Consider the following 17339-nt stretch of genomic DNA (forward strand, 5'->3'; position numbering starts at 1 on the left):
CGGAATTGTTGGTTGGTGCCGTTGTGGTCGGTCCACTGCTGGATGGCGGTGCCGTCGGTGGTCGAGGAGTTGGGGATGTCGAGGACTTTGCCGGAGTGGCGGGATTTGAGGCGGTAGTGGCCGCCGCCGGAGTCCAGGAACTGCCACTGCTGGTTGGCGCCGTCGTTGCGGGTCCACTGGGTGATGCGGCCGCCGTCGTTGGTGGCCGAGCCGTACACGTCCAGGGCTTTGCCGCTGTTGCGGTTGACCAGCACGTACCACGCACTCGGATCGACCGTGGCCGCCGACGCGGGCAACGCGTTCACCGCGGTCATCGCGCCCGCCGCGAGGAGCACCACCGCCACGGCTGCCGTCATCGGTCGTCGACGTCGTATCTGTGGGGAGGCGGGTGCCTCCGCGCTGTTTTTCATCGAACACTCCTCCAGTTCAAGGCAGAGTCCACTGTTGGTTGGCGCCATCCGCGGAACCACCGCCGTTGGAATTCAGGCACTTGCCCGACCGCGGGTTCACCAATGAGGAATTCAGACGACTTTCCGCGGTCAACTCGTCGATCGGCTGGCGCAGGCGCCGGATGCCGCGACGGACCGGCTCGAACCCAGGGGGAGGCTAAGTGCTAACAGTCGGCTAAAGCAAGACTTCGTCGCTCGCTCGCACCAACACGCGGAACCGAACGGCGCAGGGCGCGCTTTCCCATTGTCCGGCGTCATCGGCCGAATGCGGATTCGCTTGACCAGCTGGCGAAACAGGCCGTGTTATCGCTAACATCGAATCGTGCGCCCGACACTGACGGCGACGTTCGCCGGTGGCTGCGTTGCCCGAGGGCTTTCGGTCGAGCGGTGGGCGTTGCGATTCGATTCGGCGGTCCATCAGCCATTGAGGACAGTCACGTCCCCCGACCCCGGCCCACCACGGTCCGTTTGGAGAATTCAGTATGTCGGATTTGCCACGTAGGCGACTGATGAAGCTCGGTGCGGCGAGCGCCGGGACGCTGCTGATGCCGGGCGGGTGGACGGCGGTGGCCCGGGCCGGGTCGACCGCGCCGCCGGAAGTGCGGGCGATCAACGACTTGGCGCTGTGGTACGACGAGCAGGCGGGCTCGGAATGGCTGCGCGCGCTGCCCGTCGGCAACGGCCGCCTCGGGGCGATGGTCTTCGGCAACGTCGACACGGAGCGGCTGCAACTCAACGAGGACACGGTCTGGGCGGGTGGACCGCACGACTACACCAACCCGCAGGGGGCGGGCGCCCTGGCGGAGATCAGGCGGCTGGTGTTCGAGAACCGGTGGGCGGAGGCGCAGACGCTCATCGACCGGGCGATGCTCGGAAGCCCGGCCGCCCAGCTCGCCTACCAGACCGTGGGCGACCTCAGGCTCACGTTCCCCACCGCGAACGGGATGTCCGGCTACCAGCGGTGGCTCGACCTGACCACCGCCACGACGGTCGTGACCTACGTGGCGAACACCGTGCGGTACCGGCGGGAGGTGATCGCCAGCGCGCCCGACCAGGTGATCGCCGTGCGCCTGACGGCCGAGACTCCCGGTTCGATCTCGTTCACCGCGTCGTTCAACACGCCGCAGCGGGCGACGGCGACGAGCCCGGACGGCACGACGATCGGGCTGGACGGCCGCTCCGGCGATCACCGGGGCATCGCGGGCGCCGTCCGGTTCCTCGCGCTGGCCAAGGCGATCGCCGAGGGCGGGAGCACCAGCAGCTCCGGGGGCGTGCTGCGGGTGTCCAACGCCACCAGCGTGACGCTGCTGATCTCGATCGGCACCAGCTACGTCGACTACCGGAACGTGAGCGGCGACTACCAGAGCATCGCCCGCGGGCGCCTGAACGGCGCGCAGGGCACGGCGTACGACGTGCTGCGCGGCAGGCACGTCGCCGACTACCAGGCGCTGTTCGGGCGGGTCACGATCGACCTGGGCCGCACCGCGGCGGCGGACCAGCCGACGGACGTCCGGATCGCACAGCACGGCACCGCCGCCGACCCGCAGTTCGCCGCCCTGCTCTTCCAGTACGGCCGGTACCTGCTGATCTCGTCGTCGCGGCCGGGCACCCAACCCGCCAACCTCCAGGGCATCTGGAACGACCAGTTGGCGCCGTCGTGGGACTCGAAGTACACCCTCAACGCCAACCTGCCGATGAACTACTGGCCCGCGGGCCCGACCAACCTCCCGGAGTGCCACGAGCCGGTGTTCCGCATGATCAGCGACCTCACCGCCACCGGCGCCCGCACCGCGAGGGCCCAGTACGGCGCGGGCGGCTGGGTCACCCACCACAACACCGACGGGTGGCGGGGCTCCTCGGTCGTCGACGGCGCGTTCTGGGGCATGTGGCAGACCGGCGGCGCCTGGCTCGCCACCATGGTCTGGGACCACTACCTGTTCACCGGCGACGTGGAGTTCCTCCGGTCCCACTACCCCGCGATGAAGGGCGCGGCCCAGTTCTTCCTCGACACCCTGGTGCCGGAGCCGAACCTGGGGTGGCTGGTGACCAACCCGTCGAACTCCCCCGAGCTGGCCCACCACGCGAACGCCAGCGTGTGCGCGGGCCCCACGATGGACACGCAGATCCTGCGCGACCTGTTCGACGGCTGCGCCCGCGCCTCGGAGGTGCTCGGCGTGGACGACGACTTCCGCGCACGGGTCCGCGCGACGAGCCAGCGGCTCGCACCGACGCGGGTCGGCTCCCGGGGGAACGTCATGGAGTGGCTGTACGACTGGGTCGAGACCGAGCCGAACCACCGGCACGTCTCCCACCTGTACGGCCTGCACCCGAGCAACCAGATCACCAAGCGCGGCACGCCCCAGCTGTTCGAGGCCGCCCGCCGGACCCTGCAGCTGCGCGGCGACGCGGGCACCGGGTGGTCGCTGGCCTGGAAGATCAACTACTGGGCGCGGATGGAGGAGGGCGGCCGGGCGCACGAGCTGCTCCGCTCCCTGGTGACGCCGGAGCGGCTCGCGCCGAACATGTTCGACCTGCACCCGCCGTTCCAGATCGACGGCAACTTCGGCGCGACGTCCGGCATCGCCGAGATGCTGCTGCACAGCCACAACGGCGAGCTGCACCTGCTGCCCGCGCTACCGCCCGCCTGGCCCGCGGGCAAGGTCGGCGGCCTGCGCGGCCGAGGCGGTCACACGGTGGGGGCCGCGTGGAGCGGCGGTTCGGCCAGGGAGCTCACCATCACCCCCGACCGCGACGGCGCCGTCAAGGTCCGCGGCCGGGTGTTCACCGGCGCCTACGAACTGCGCGACCTGACCAGCGGCGCCGCGGTCCAGCCGGAGCGGCTGGAACCCGACCTGATCCGGTTCACCGGGCAGGCGCGCCACACCTACCGCGTGTCCGCCCAGGGGCAGCCCGCGCTGGTCCAGCCCGGGGTGAACTACCACCTCGTGGCGCAGCACAGCGGGAAGCGGGCCGACATCAACGGCGCCTCGACCGCCGTGGGCGCCACGCTGGTCCAGTGGCCTGCCACCAGCGGCCTCAACCAGCAGTTCGACTTCCTGCCCTCCGGCGACCACTACCGCGTCCGGACCCGGCACAGCGGGCTGGTGCTCCAGGTCGCAGGCACCGCCAGCGGCACCGACATCACCCAGCAGCGTGATGCGGGCACCCCGAACCAGCTGTGGCGGCTGGTCGACCACGGCGGCGGTGTGGTCAGCGTGGTCAACCAGCAGAGCGGCCTCGCGATGGACGTGTGGTCCGCCTCGACGGCCGATGGCGCCCGCGTTTCGCAGTGGGCCCTCACCGGCAACGCCAACCAGCGCTTCCAGCTCCAGCGCGCCTGAGCGTCGCTGTCCCCCGTGCCACGGCCGCCATCGTTCCCCGGTGGCGGCCGTGCCACATTCCCAGATCCGCGCAGTGGCAACGGCCCGCGTCGAACGGATTCGATCATCCGCGCGGCTGGTCCGCGTCACGCCTGCCTGCCGGATCGCGGGGCCGCGGGTGCGGCCGAGTGTCGACCGCACCCGCGGGAACAGCGGCTACCGGAAGGACCAGCGCTGGTTTCCGCCACCGTTGCAGGTCCACAGGACCACGTCGGTGCCGTTGGCGGTCCCGCCGCCGAACACGTCCAGGCACAGCCCGGACTGCGTGCTCGTGACGGTGCCGTTGGAGTTGACCTGCCACTTCTGGTTGGCTCCGCCGTGGCAGTTCCAGATGTGGACACCCGTGCCAGGGGCGGTCCCGCTGCCTACCGCGTCGAGGCACCGCTGGGAGCCACCGCTGTAGACGGTCAGCTCACCGGACGCCGTGTGCGTCCAGACCTGGTTGGCACCGCGGTAGCAGTCCCAGATGTGCACGCCCGCGCCGGGCTCGGTCGAGTTGCCCGCCACGTCCAGGCACCGCCCGGACGACCCCGAGACCAGTTCACCGGACCGGCCGCCGCTCGGCGCGGTCGCGGTGATCTCGAAGGTCTCGGTGGCGAACGCGCCGCGGGCGTCGGTCACCGTCACCCTGGCGGTGTAGGTGCCCGGCTGCGCGTAGGTGTGCGACGCGTTGGCCGTGGTCGCGGTCGCGCCGTTCCCGAAGTCCCACCGGTAGGAGAGCGGGGTGTCACCGTCCGGGTCGGACGCCGACGCGGTGAAGGCGACCGGCAGCGGGGCGCTGCCGGATCGCGGGCTCGCGCCCGCGGTGAGCACGGGGCTCGCGTTGTCCGAGATGCCCGTGCCGACGAACTCCACCCAGTTGACGTTCATCAGGTAGCTGGTGCTGGTGTTGCCGGACGGCCGCCGCACGACGAAGTACAGCGACGACCCGCCGCCCGCGGGCACTCCGCTGAGCTGGGCGGTGACGGTCGTCCAGTTCTGCCAGCCCCCGGTGGGCTGGACGGCGGCGCTGCCGAGCAGCGGACCCGACGGGCTGTTGGCGCGCACCTCGACCGTGCCGCCGACGGACTCCGACGATGCCCGGACCCGCACGGCTGTGATGCCGGTGAGGTTCATCGGCTGGTAGCCGAACCAGTCGCCGTCGGTGATCCAGCCGATGTTCTGGCCGCCACCCTGGTCGGTGGTGGCCTCGGACTGCACGCCCGCGGTGTCACTCCCGGCGCCGCCCGAGACCCGGCCGGTGTCGTGGAAGTACTCGGCCTCGGTGTGCCTGGTCTGCAGGATCGCGACTTTCTGGCTGGTCAGCGGCTTGGCGCCGCCGGGTCCGCCCTTGTCGGTGTAGGTCACGGTGACGACACCGAAGATGTGTTCACCGCTGTGCCCGGCGTCGCCGGGGATCGGGAAGCTGCCCGAGCAGCCGTGGTACTGCCCGTACGGGTGGGCGTGCTCGTCGTGGCCGATGGCGGGCTGGGTCACGACCCTGGCGCAGTCGACCGTCCCGTCCTCCGGGTCGGTGACGGTGACCTCGTACCGGATCGAGTCGCCCCAGTCGAAGACGCCGCCGTTGACCGGCGCGCGCACCGTGATCGTGGGCGCGGTGTTGCCCGCGACGATCTCGACGTCGGAGAGCGCCGAGCGGCCGTCCTGCGCGGTCACCGTCAGCGCGGCGGTGAAGGTGCCCGCCTGGGTGTAGGTGTGGTTCGCCGTCTGCCCGGTGGCGTCGGTCGTGCCGTTGCCGTCGAAGTCCCAGGCGTAGCTCAGCGGCTGCCCCTCCGGGTCGCTCGACCCCGCGCCGGAGAACCCCACGGTCAGTGGCAGCGGTCCGGATGTCTTGTCGGTGGACACGGTGGCGACCGGATCGCGGGGCAGGCTCCCCCGCAGGTAGTCGATGCGGTAAATGCCGGAGTCGGTGTTGTTCCCGCCGAACCCGCTGCCCCAGTCGATCACGTAGAGCGCGCCGTCCGGACCCCACTTCAGGTGGTGCACCCGGGTGAACCGCATGGCCGGGAAGATCCGGGAGACGTCGGAGACGCCGCTGACCGCCGCGTCCGGCTGGACCGCGAAGAGCCTGCCGTCGTTCCAGTCGCCCATGACCGCCTTGCCCGCCCAGTATTCGGGCCAGGCGCGGTCCGACGCCGTGCGGTGGCGGTAGACCCCGCTCGTCGTCAGCGCGCCGCTCCCGCCGACCTCGGCCGTGCCCGTGGACGACTTGCCCATCCACAGCTCGGCCGCGATGGCGCGCGGGAGCTGGGTGATCCCGGTGTTGTTGGGCGAGTTGTTCACCGGGCCGCCCGCGCAGTTGAAGGCACTCCCGGACTGCGCGGTGGCGAAGTTGTAGTCGATGTACGGGGTGTTGCCACCGACGCAGTACGGCCAGCCGTAGAACCCCGGCTCGTTGACCGTGTTCCACTCCACGCGGCCGTCCGGTCCGCGGCCGGGGTTGCTCGAGCTCGCGTCGGGGCCGTAGTCGGCCACGACCAGGGTGCCGGTCTCCGGGTCCACACCCATGGTGAACGGGTTGCGGAAGCCCATCGCGTAGATCTCCGGCCGCGTCCTCGACGTGCCGGGCGCGAACATGTTGCCCTGCGGGATCGTGTAGGTGCCGTTGCTCTCGGGGTGGATGCGCAGGACCTTCCCGCTGAGGGAGTTGGAGTTGGCCGCGGTGCCCTGCGAGTCCCAGTGTGCCCGCCCCTGGCGCTCGTCGATCGGGGTGTATCCGTCGGAGGCGAACGGGTTGGTGTTGTCCCCGGTGGCCACGTAGAGGTTGCGCTGGCCGTCGAAGGCGAGCGCACCGCCCGCGTGGCAGCACTCACTGCGCTGCACGCCGATTTCCAGAACGACGACCTCGCTGCCCAGGTTGAGCGTGTCACCGCTCATGGTGAACCGGGAGACGCGGTCCACCGGTCTCGTCCCGGCGGGCGAGTAGTACAGGTAAACCCAGCTGTTGGCCGCGAAGTCCGGGTCGAGGGCGATGCCCAGCAGCCCGAATTCCTGTCCGGTGTGGACGCTGAGCGTCCCGGCCGTCGCCTTCGAGCCGTTCGGCCGGATGACGCGCACGGCGCCGTTCCGGTCGATGTAGAACACCCGGCCGTCGGCGGCGATGTCCAGCTTCATCGGGTTGGACGTCGTGTCGTCCAGCGTCACCTTCGCGAAGCTGCCGGGCTGCGACGCCCCGCAGTCCGCGGCGACGGCACCGGCCGCCGTCTGGAGGCCGCCGAGCAGGTGCCTGCGGAAGCCCTGGTCGTTGAACGCCTCCGCGGTGTGCCCCATCCCGGTGTACCACGACCGGCCGCCGTCGTACTCGTGGCACCACGCGACCGGGTGCTCGGCGCCCATGGCCCCGGCACCGGGGCTGTACGACGACTCGTCGAGGGAGGCGAGCACGTGCACACTGCCGCGGGGGTTGGTCCGGTAGTTGTACCACTCGTCATACCGCTGCCATCGCGGTCCCAGGTGGGCGGTCGACGGGTGCGCCGGGTCCTCGACCTTGACGCTCGCGTTCTGGTTGGCCGGGTGGCTGGCGAAGTACGCGCCGACCAGGCCGCCGTACCACGACCACCCGTACTCCGTGTCCGAGGCCGAGTGGACGCCCGCATAGCCGCCGCCTGCGCGGATGTAGCGCTCGAAAGCGGCCTGCTGCTGGTCGTTGAGCACGTCACCGGTCGTGGACAGCCAGACGACCACGTCATACCGGGCGAGGTTCGTGTCGGTGAACGCGTTCGCGTCCTCGGTCGCGGTCACCTGGAAGCCGTGCTGGCTGCCCAGCGCCTGGATCGCGGTGATCCCGGCGGGGATCGAATCGTGCCGGAACCCCGTCGTCTTGCTGAACACCAGCGCCGTGAACGGGTCAGCCCGCAGTTCGGCGCCCGTCGCGGCGGGCGCCGCGGCCACGGCCAGGGACGCCGTCAGCACACCGGCGACCACCCCCGCGGCGGCGCGTTTCCACCGCGCACGCGTCCACATCGATAAACTCACCACAGCCTCCTTTGGCTGACGCGGGCAGCACGCGGATTCGCACAGCCCAGCGAAAAGATCGAACCCACTGCCTGCCCACTCCTGGTTCGGCGTGGCAGCTCCGGATGGCGAGTTGGCGGAACTCCCCCGTCGGCATCCAGGCACCTCCCTGACCGGTCAGGGCCCTGGCTGTCCAGCGGGCGGCGCGACGGACTCGCGGAGGCGGACGGGCATGCGCACCCGGTGGATGCCGCCTGCCTGGTTCCTGTCCTTGCGGCGCTCCGCTTCGGCGTACAGGACGTCGACCGCTTTCGCGCCGAGCTCGTAGTGCGGCAGGGCGATGGTGGTCAGCCGCGGCCGAACCCACGAGGCGAAGGGCTCGTCGTCGAAGGAGACGACCGAGACGTCGGCGGGCACCGACAGGCCCGCGTCCCGCAGCGCGTGGTAGGCGCCGAGAGCGAGCCGGTCGCTGAAGCACACCAAGGCTTTGGGACGGTGGGTGCGCAGCAGGTCGCGCGTCGCGGCGAACCCGGAATCGGGCAGCCTCGGCGAGCAGCGGTGTGCGCCCTCCACCGCGACGCCCGCCGCGGCGAAGACCTCGTGGATGCCTGTGAGGCGCTCGGCCACCGCGACTCCGCCGTCCGGCGCGTCGCCCGGACCCGGACCGGCGCCGATGAGGTGGATGCCGTCGCGGTGCCCCGCGTCGAGCAGGACCCGGGCGGCGGCGCGGCCCGCGCCCACCTCGTCGGGCAGGACGGCAGGCAGGGACGTGCGCCGTTCCGGGAGCGCGTTGAGCAGCACCGCGGGCGTGGCGCCGAGTCCGTGCGGCACCTTCACGACCCTGGTGCACGCCGAGGCCAGGATGACCCCGTCGACCTGGCGGTCGCGCATCGACTGGACCAGGGCGCTCTCCAGCTCGACGTCGCCGTCGGTCTCACCGAGGAACAGCATGAAGCCCCGCTCGCGCGCCGCGTCCAGCACTCCTTTGAGCACGTCGCCTGCCAGCCGCGATGCCCCGACCGCGTCCGTCACGAGCCCGATGGTCCGGGTCTTGCCGGGCCGCGGTCCGAGGGAGGCGGCGGCGCGGCGGTACCCCATCCGCTCGGCGGTGGCGCGGACGCGTTGCTCGGCGGCGCCGGAGATCCGCAGCTCACGACCTCGCCCGGACAGGACGAGCGAGACGGTCGTGGTCGAGACACCGGCCACCTTGGCCACATCGGCCAGCGTGACGCGTCTTGCCTTCACCCTGGTGAGCCTCCCATGGTTGGCGTGCCCGCGGTCCTCGCGGAGCCGTGGCACAGCACAGGTTGGAGCAGATCATCTGACGCCAACACGATCCACGATCGGTGCGAGCCTTCGGCGACAGAGTTCCGCGACGCGGAAGCGGTGATGGTCGGCGCCCTGCGAGCAGGGTCGTTGTTGGCGCGTAGGCGGATTCGCCGACCATCTCTTGTGGAGCCCCGCCTCACGTGCGACTACGCGCGTGCCCACCGCTGGTTGGCCTGGCCGTTGCACGTCCACAGGATCAGCGGCGATCCGTTCGCCGTGGCGGCCCGGTCGACGTCCAGGCACAGTCCGGAGTGGACGCTGCGGATCGACCCGTCGGAGACCAGGGTCCACTTCTGGTTGTTCTGGCCGTTGCACGACCACGTGATCACCCGCGTGCCGTTGACGGTGCCCTGGTTGTCGCCATCAAGGCACTTGTCGCCGAAGACGCGGATCTCACCGCCCGCCCACGACGTCCACAGCTGGCTCGCGGCGGTGTGGCAGTCCCAGATCACCGCGGCCGCGCCTGCCGCCGTGGACGCGTTGGCCACGTCGAGGCAGCGGCCCGATCCGGCTCCGCGCAGCCGGCCGGTGGTGGCGGCCTGTGATGTGCCGCCCGACACGCGGAAGACGGCCGCCCCGTGCGCCGGGACGCTCGCCGCCACCTGGCCGGAACTGCTCGACGTGGCGCCGGTCCACAGGTCGGTGAGGGTGAACTGGCTGCCGGACAGGCCGACCTGGGCCGCGGTGGTGGAGATCGTCGCCGTGGCGCCGCCGCGGTTGAGGAGGCCGACCGCCACCGAGCCGTCGGACAGGGGCTTGGCGAACACCTCGGCATCGCCGTTGTCCTGAACCCGGCGACCGCCCGCGCCCAGCGGGTCCTGGTTGACCGCGATCAGGCGCGGGTTGCGGAGCACGGCGCTGATGTCGGCCGACATGGTGCGGATGTCGTTGCCCGCCATCAGTGGCGCGGCCATGAGCGACCACAGGGCGAAGTGGGCGCGCGACTCGGTGAGGCTGAGGCCGGGCCGCCCGACGACGAGCATGTCGGGGTCGTTCCAGTGGCCCGGTCCGGATTGCGCGGCGAGGGGGGCGTTGATGTCGATGACGTTGCCGACGCCCATGGGGTAGCTGTTGGTGTTGGCGTTCTGCCAGATGTCGAGCAGGTCTTCTGTGGTGCGCCAGAGGTCGGCGACCTGGCCCCAGTTGTACTTGTCGCCGGTGATGGCGTGGAAGCTGTTGGGGTTGATGCTGTAGACGATCGGGCGGCCGGTGGCGCGCAGCGCGTCACGCATGATCGAGAAGCGGGCGACCTGCTCGTCGCGGGTGCCCGCCGAGGAGCACCAGTCGTACTTGAGGTAATCCACGCCCCACGACGCGAAGGTGCGCGCGTCCTGGGCTTCCCGGCCCTTGCTGCCGGTGGCGCCGGGGAAGGCGCCGGCGGTTTGGGCGCAGGTCCGTTCGTTGGGGACCTGGTAGATGCCGAACTTCAGCCCGCGGGCGTGGATGTGGTCGCCGAGGGCCTTCATCCCGCTGGGGAACTTCGTCGGGTGCGCCCGCAGGTTGCCCTGGGGGTCCCGGTTCGGGTCGAACCAGCAGTCGTCCACGACCACGTACTGATAGCCCGCGTCGCGCATCCCCGAGGACGCCATCGTGTCGGCGGCCTGGCGGACCTGGCTCTCGGTGACACCACAGCCGAAACTGTTCCAACTGTTCCAGCCCATCGGCGGGGTGAGCGCCGCGCTGCCGGGTGCGGCCTGGGCCACGGGGTGGTCGGGGACAGCGGCGAACACGGTCAGCGCGGCGGCCGCCGCCGCGACCAGGTGGAGCAGCCGTTTGCGTAGCCGAACAGGCATCGTCGCCTCTTTCGCTTCCGGGTCGCGGGTCGTGTTCCTGCCGATCGCTCGTGGACCATCCGGTCAGTGACAGCCACGGGCACGCGCCGCCCCGGCCCTGGCGGGCGCTCCGGACCGTGATGGCCGCAAACACGCGTCGGTTCGGGATGACACATTCGGGCACGTGACATGACCTTCACGTCAATGTAGCCAGCGCCTGTCGAGGCGGTCAACGCTCAACGGTGCTAAAGATGTTAGCGTTAACTAAGTACTTCAGCCGTATAAGACAGGCAAACTCCGCCCTGACGTTGTGAGCGTGCACATCACAACCATCGGATGAGCCATAGCGAAGATGTCCCCAAGCCGACGTCACAGAGACGAAGCCCACCGAAAATCTCGGATGAGCCGACAAATTTTTCGGAAGGCGACGCCCCGCTGGAACCGGCCATCGACACCTCGCCCGAGATGACACCCTGCGTCACCGTTCCCTAACAGAGTGAACCGACTTGCACCCGCATGGCTTATCGACAGTTACGCCGTTCGGCCTGAAGTATCGGGGCGCGCCCGGTGATCACCGCGGTGCTCACCGGATTCGCCACGGGGCCGGGACCGGCCATCAGCTGGGGAGAGCTATGCCGCGCAGCGATCAGGTCGCCATCGTCGGAGCGGCGTGTCGGCTGCCTGGTGGAATCGACAGCGTCGGGGAGCTGTGGTCGGCGCTGGCCGCCGGGTGCGACCTGGTGTCCGAGGCGCCCGTGGACCGGTTCGACGGTGCGCGGCTGGTGGACCCGGTGCGGGACAGGAAGGGGAAGATCGCCAGCAGTGCGGGCGGTTACCTGGACGACGTCACGGGGTTCGACGCGGAGTTCTTCGGGCTCTCCCCCACCGAGGCCAGCCGGATCGACCCCCAGCAGCGGATCGCGATGGAACTGGCGATCGAGGCGCTGGACGACGCGGGCATCGATCCCGCTTCGCTGAGCGGGTCGCGGACCGCGGTGGTGATGGGCGCGTCGTCCTTCGACTACCTGGCACTCCAGCACAACGACTTGGCGAGCATCAACGCCTACACGAACGTGGGCGGCTCGCTGTGCAACGTCTCGGGTCGGGTGTCGCACGTGCTGGACCTGCGCGGTCCGTGCTTCACCGTGGACACGGCGTGCTCGTCGTCGCTGACGGCGCTGCACCAGGCGTGCGCGGCCCTGCTCGCGGGCGACGCGCGACTGGCGCTGGCCGGTGGGGTGAACGCGATCCTCAACCCCGGCTGGTCGGTGGGTTTCGCGCAGGCCAGGATGACCTCGCCGACCGGGCGGTGCCACGCGTTCTCCGAGGAGGCCGACGGCTACGTCCGCGCCGAGGGCGGCGGTGTCGTCGTGCTCAAGCTGCTGGCCGACGCGCTGGCCGACGGTGACCGCGTCCACGCCGTGGTCGCGGGCACGGCGGTCAACTTCGACGGCCGCACGCCGGGCATGTCGCAGCCCAGGGCGGACACGCAGGAGGCGTTGCTGCGAGGGATCTACCCCTCCTGTGGGGTCGACGCCGGTGACGTCGCGTACGTGGAGGCGCACGGGACGGGCACGTTGGTCGGCGACGCGGTCGAGTGCGCGGCCCTCGGTGCGGTGCTCGGGCGCGACCGACCGGCCGACGCTCCGCTGCCCATCGGCTCGGTGAAGACCAACGTCGGCCACCTGGAGGCCGCGGCCGGGATGGCGGGCCTGCTGAAGGCGCTGCTGGTGCTGCGACACCGGAAGATCCCGCCGTCCCTGCACGCCGAGCCGCTGAGCACGAGGATCGACTTCGCCGGGCTCGGGCTCGCCCCGGTGACGGCCACGCGCGCGCTGCCGGAGGGCCGGCGGGCCGCGGTCGGGGTCAACGCCTTCGGGTTCGGCGGCGCCAACGCGCACGCGGTGCTGGTCGACGCGCCCCCGGCAGCCGCGCGCACGACGCCCGCGCGATCAGCGCCCGCGAGGTCGACGCCGCCGGTCGTGGTCAGCGCGCGGACACCGGAGGCGGCGGCCCAAGCGGCTCGGGCGATGTCGGCGCGGTTGGCCGGGGCCACCGACGACGAGGTCCACGACATCGCCTACACCGCGTGCCGACGCCGTCCGGCGCACCGCTACCGGGTCGCGGCGGCGGCCGCGGACCGGGAGACGCTGGCGCGACGGCTCTCGGAGGTCGCGGACGGACCGGTGGCGGGCGCGGCGGCCGACAGCGCACGCGCACGGCCCGGCGTCGTCTTCGTCTTCAGCGGCAACGGTTCCCAGTGGACCGGCATGGGCGCGGACCTGATGCGGCAGGACCCGGTGTTCTCCGCCGCCGTGCGCGAGCTGGACGACGCCCTCTCGCCGCACCTCGGCTGGTCGGTCGCCGACGCCCTGTCCGACGGCACCGCCGATCCCGCGCGCAGCACCGTGGCGGTGCCTGCGCTGTTCGCGGTCCAGGTCGGCCTGGTCGCGGCGCTCGGCGCGCGTGGTGTCACGCCGTCGGCGGTCATCGGCCACAGTGTCGGCGAGCTGGCCGCGGCGCACGTGTCCGGCGCCCTGGACCTGGACACCGCGTGCCTGCTGGTCGCGTCGCGGGCCCGGTGCGTGGAACCGGCGGCCGGGACCGGCGCCATGGCGGCGGTCGGGGTCGGGCCGCGACGCGCACGGGAACTCCTCGCCGAGTACGGCGGCGCGGTGGACCTGGCGGCGGTGAACAGCCCCACCGATGTGACCTTGTCCGGGGACCGGGAAGCGCTGGCCGAGCTGGGGGCGCGGCTGTCCGCCAGTGGCACGTTCTTCCGGTTGCTGGACGTCGACTACCCCTATCACCACCACGCGCTGGAACCGTGCGGCGCACGGTTGCGCGAGGAGCTGGCGGAGATGGCGACGGCGCCGGGAACGGTGCCGATGGTCTCGACGGTCACCGGTGAGCCGGTACGCGGCGACGAGCTGGGGCCGGAGTACTGGTACCGCAACCTCATGCGCCCGGTGCTGTTCGCCCGGGCACTCGCGGCCGCGGGGCACGACATCTTCCTCGAAGTCGGCCCCCACCCGGTGCTGCGCCCTTACCTGCGCCTGCCGGGCACGACGTCGCTGGAGACGGTGGCGCGCGGGAAGTGCGGGGTCACCGCGCTGGACGGCGCCGTGGCCGGGATCGTCGCCGCGGGCGGCGAACTGGAGTGGGGCAAGCCCTTCCCCGAGGCGGGACGGGTGGTGGACCTGCCGCCGTACCCGTGGCGGCGCGAACGCCAGTGGAACGGCGACCTGACGACCTGGACACCGCCGGAAGTGCACCCGCTGCTCGGAGCGCGGCAGTCCGCGGTGGAGCCGAGCTGGGTCGGGTCGCTGGACCCGACCCGGGTGCCGTGGCTCGGCGAGCACGTCATCTGCGGCGCGACCGTCCTGCCCGGGAGCGCAATCGTGGACATGGCACTCGCCGCGGGGCGCGACGCGTTCGACCAGCCGGTGCAGGTGGACGACCTCGACCTGCTGCGGTTCATCGGGATCGGCGCACCGGAGGACATCGCGCTGCGGGTGCAGGTGTCGCTGGACCGCGACGACGGCCGGGTGCGCGTGGCCAGCCGCGGTGACGACGGGCAGCCGTGGCACCTCAACGCCCGCTGCCGAGTGCGGCGACTGCACGCCGAACCGCCGCCGGACGTGGCCCTCACGCGGTGGTGGAGCGAAACCGCGACGGGCATCGACGGCGCCGCGCACTACGAACAGGGAGCCGCCGCGGGGTACGGCTGGGGCCCGACCTTCCAGGTGCTTCAGGGAATCCAGGTCGACGGGGACCGGTTGTGCGCCCGCTACCGGTTCACCGGCCCGCAGGAGGGGTACGAGGTGCACCCGGCGCTGCTGGACGGTGTCCTGCAGAGCGCCGTGCCGTTGCGGCAGGGGTTCGCCGACCGCACCGCCCTGCCGTCGTTCATCGCACGGACCCGGCTGTGGGAGCAGCCCGCCGAGGAGGGGTTCGCCCTCGTCCACTGCCGCCCTGCGTGACGACCGGGAGATCGTCGTGGACGTGACCGTGACCGACCTCGACGGCCGTGTCTCGATGGAGCTGGCAGGCGTGCGGCTGCGCTACCTCGACGGCGACAACCAGGAGACACCGGACGTCATCATCACCACCCTGCGGCCGACCGCCCACCAGCCGCGTGGCATCGCGGCGCTGCCTCCGCCCACCGCCTCCCCGCCGGTCGAGCACGGCGAGTCGGTCCACCGGGAGTTCGTCGAGGCCGCGACCGCGGTGCACGCGCACTTCACCCTCCAGGCGCTGACCCTGCTCGTGCCCGACACCGACACGTGGACCGTGCCGCGCCTGCTCGACGCGGGACTGCTGGAGAAGTACCTGCCGCTGGTGCGCGTGCTGACCGCCAACGCGGTGGCGGCTGGAGCGCTCACCCCCGTGCCGGGCGCGACCGACGCGTGGCGGCGGGCGGTCTCCCCCGCCCCGCGACAGGAGTTCTCCCGGGCACTCGACGAGTTCGGCGGGTGGGCCGAGTACTGGGTGCTCGCGGGCCGCTGCGGACAGCGGCTGGCCGACGTCCTGCGCGGCGACCGCGACCCCACCGAGTTGCTCGACGGAGGCCAACCGGCCACAGGCGCCGAAGCCATGCACGACAGCGAGCTGCTGCTGGGCCAGCACTACCGGTGGATGCGCCAGGCGTTGACCGACGTCGTCGACGCCGTCCCCGCCGACCGGCCGCTGCGCGTCCTGGAGATCGGCGCGAGCGGCGCCGTCGCAGGCCGCCTGCTGCCGGTGCTGGAGCGCGAACGCACCCGCTACACGTTCACGACCGCCTCGGACACGGCGCTGCGCCGCTTCCAGGCCCGCTTCGGCGCCGACGACCGGGTCGACTGCCGACTGCTGGACCTCGACGGCGACCCGGCCGAGCAGGGCTTCACCGCGGGCGGTTTCGACGTGGTGATCGCGAGCAACACGCTGCACTCGGCCACCGACCTGCGGCGGGCCCTGCGGCACGTGGCCTGGTTGCTGGACGACCGCGGGCGGCTGATCATGGTCGAGCCCCACGACGCCGCGCTGTTCGCCCCGCTGTTCGGTTTACGCGAGGGGTGGTGGGGTTTCACCGACGCCGACCTGCGACCCGAGTCGCCTTACCTGCCGCCGGAGAAATGGCTGGAGCTGTTGCGGCACAACGGCTTCACCGACACCCACCAGGTCGGTTCCGACAGCGCCTCGGTTCACTCCGTGTTCGTGGCCTGCCGATCCCCTCGCCCGGAACCGCGCGCCGAGCACCTGCCCGCGGCGTCCGACCGGTGCTGGGTCGTCGTCGCGCCGTCGGACGCGCCGCGGGCGGCCGAGATCGTTTCCGCGTTGACCGACACCGGCACCGACGCGCGGCTCGTGCCCGCGGGGGCGTCAGCCGACAAGATCACCCGAGCGGCACGGGCGGGAGCCTCGGCGGTCACGCTGGTGCTGCTGCCCCAGGCGTGGTCCACCAGCACCGGCACCGCCGCCGACCAGGTCGTCGCCGACCTGACCGCGTTGCGGACCGTGGTAAGTGCCGCCGGGCGGCTGCCGGGTTGCGAGGTGGTCGTGCTCTGCCCGTCGACCGGGCTGTTCGACCGGGTCGGCGGTGCGGAGGGGCCCGTGGCCGCGGGCCTGTGGGGCGCCGCCCGGTGCCTGTCCAACGAGCACCCCACGGTGAACGTCCGCCGACTCGCCGTCGACCGCGCGCAAGCGCGCCAGGTGGTTGCCGAACTTCTCTCGTCGCACGACGAGGACGAGGTGGTGCTGACCCGCGACGGCCGTTTCGTGCCGAGGGTGGCCACGGTGGACGAGGCCCCGCGGTCGACCGCCTCGGCGGAGGTCCCCGTGCGCCTGCACGTCACCACGCGTGCGGGTGCGCCGCGCTTGGGCTGGCGGCCTGCGGCACCACTCGTGCCGGGCCCCGGCGAGGTGGTGGTGCGGGTGCGCGCGGCGGCCTGGAACTACCGCGACGTGCTACACGTCCGGGGCGGCCTGCGGGTGGACGCGCCCGCCGACCCGGCCACGGGTGGCATGGTCGGCTCGGACTGCGCCGGTGTCGTGGCGGCGGTGGGCGAGGGTGTGACGCGGTGGAGCCCGGGTGAGCGCGTCTTCGCCTTCGCGCTGTCGGCGTTCGCCTCCCACGCGCTGGCCCGCCAGGAGTTCCTCGGCCGCGTCCCCGACGGGATGGGCTTCGCCGAGGCCGCGACCCTCCCCACGGTCTGGCGCACCGTGCACCACGCCCTGGCGCGGCGGGCCGACCTCGGCGCGGGCCAGACCCTGCTGGTGCACGGCGGCGCGGGCGGGGTGGGGCTGGCCGCGATCCGCTACGCCCAGCACGTCGGGGCCAAGGTCATCGCGACGGCGGGCACCGAGGAGAAGCGCGAGCTGCTGCGGCTGCTGGGCGTGCGGCACGTGCTCGACTCGCGGAGCATGTCGTTCGCGGACGAAGTCCTCGCCCCGCACCGGTCACCGCGGCGTCG

7 protein-coding genes and 2 pseudogenes are annotated in these 17339 nt (G+C 71.9%); 4 read left to right on the forward strand and 5 right to left on the reverse strand.

Annotation, left to right across the window (positions count from 1 at the left end):
* The coding region (locus ACTG9Q_RS31935) for an RICIN domain-containing protein (protein ID WP_455576680.1) at nucleotides 1–356 on the reverse strand (356 nt) is incomplete at its 3' end.
* A 602-nt stretch (nucleotides 357–958) separates the two neighbouring features.
* On the opposite strand from ACTG9Q_RS31935, the gene ACTG9Q_RS31940 reads away from it, so the two are divergent.
* Complete coding sequence (locus ACTG9Q_RS31940; protein ID WP_455576681.1) at nucleotides 959–3790, forward strand: glycosyl hydrolase family 95 catalytic domain-containing protein; 2832 nt, start codon at nucleotides 959–961, stop codon at nucleotides 3788–3790.
* A gap of 195 nt (nucleotides 3791–3985) precedes the next feature.
* Here ACTG9Q_RS31940 and ACTG9Q_RS31945 read toward each other — a convergent pair whose 3' ends face one another.
* The 3 genes from ACTG9Q_RS31945 to ACTG9Q_RS31955 form a co-directional block, all read right to left on the reverse strand.
* Complete coding sequence (locus ACTG9Q_RS31945; protein ID WP_455576682.1) at nucleotides 3986–7804, reverse strand: ThuA domain-containing protein; 3819 nt, start codon at nucleotides 7802–7804, stop codon at nucleotides 3986–3988.
* A gap of 156 nt (nucleotides 7805–7960) precedes the next feature.
* A complete protein-coding gene (locus ACTG9Q_RS31950) occupies nucleotides 7961–9028 on the reverse strand; it encodes a LacI family DNA-binding transcriptional regulator (RefSeq protein WP_455576683.1) in 1068 nt (355 codons plus the stop codon).
* Nucleotides 9029–9258: 230 nt separating this feature from the next.
* A complete protein-coding gene (locus ACTG9Q_RS31955; RefSeq protein ID WP_455576684.1) occupies nucleotides 9259–10905 on the reverse strand; it encodes a glycoside hydrolase family 27 protein in 1647 nt (548 codons plus the stop codon).
* Nucleotides 10906–11516: 611 nt separating this feature from the next.
* Here ACTG9Q_RS31955 and ACTG9Q_RS31960 point away from each other — a divergent pair.
* Both ACTG9Q_RS31960 and ACTG9Q_RS31965 read left to right on the forward strand, forming a co-directional pair.
* A complete protein-coding gene (locus ACTG9Q_RS31960; protein ID WP_455576685.1) occupies nucleotides 11517–14867 on the forward strand; it encodes a type I polyketide synthase in 3351 nt (1116 codons plus the stop codon).
* Nucleotides 14868–15522: 655 nt separating this feature from the next.
* Nucleotides 15523–15987, forward strand: a pseudogene (locus tag ACTG9Q_RS31965) (class I SAM-dependent methyltransferase); the annotation flags it as partial.
* An 83-nt stretch (nucleotides 15988–16070) separates the two neighbouring features.
* Here the strand turns inward: ACTG9Q_RS31965 and ACTG9Q_RS31970 are convergent.
* Nucleotides 16071–16340 carry a hypothetical protein gene (locus ACTG9Q_RS31970; RefSeq protein WP_455576686.1) on the reverse strand — a complete coding sequence of 90 codons (270 nt, stop codon included), beginning with the start codon at nucleotides 16338–16340 and terminating at the stop codon, nucleotides 16071–16073.
* A 490-nt stretch (nucleotides 16341–16830) separates the two neighbouring features.
* Between ACTG9Q_RS31970 and ACTG9Q_RS31975 the strand changes: the two are divergent.
* Nucleotides 16831–17250 (forward strand): annotated as a pseudogene (locus ACTG9Q_RS31975) (alcohol dehydrogenase catalytic domain-containing protein); the annotation flags it as partial.
* Nucleotides 17251–17339: the final 89 nt, after the last annotated feature.

The sequence above is a fragment of the Actinokineospora lacus genome, assembly GCF_053813445.1.

Excerpts from the sequence above, each read along its gene's own strand:
- ACTG9Q_RS31960 (WP_455576685.1), top strand. The coding sequence starts at position 11,517 with ATGCCGCGCAGCGATCAGGTCGCCATCGTCGGAGCGGCGTGTCGGCTG.
- ACTG9Q_RS31940 (WP_455576681.1), top strand. The coding sequence starts at position 959 with ATGAAGCTCGGTGCGGCGAGCGCCGGGACGCTGCTGATGCCGGGCGGG.
- ACTG9Q_RS31955 (WP_455576684.1), bottom strand. The coding sequence starts at position 10,905 with ATGCCTGTTCGGCTACGCAAACGGCTGCTCCACCTGGTCGCGGCGGCG.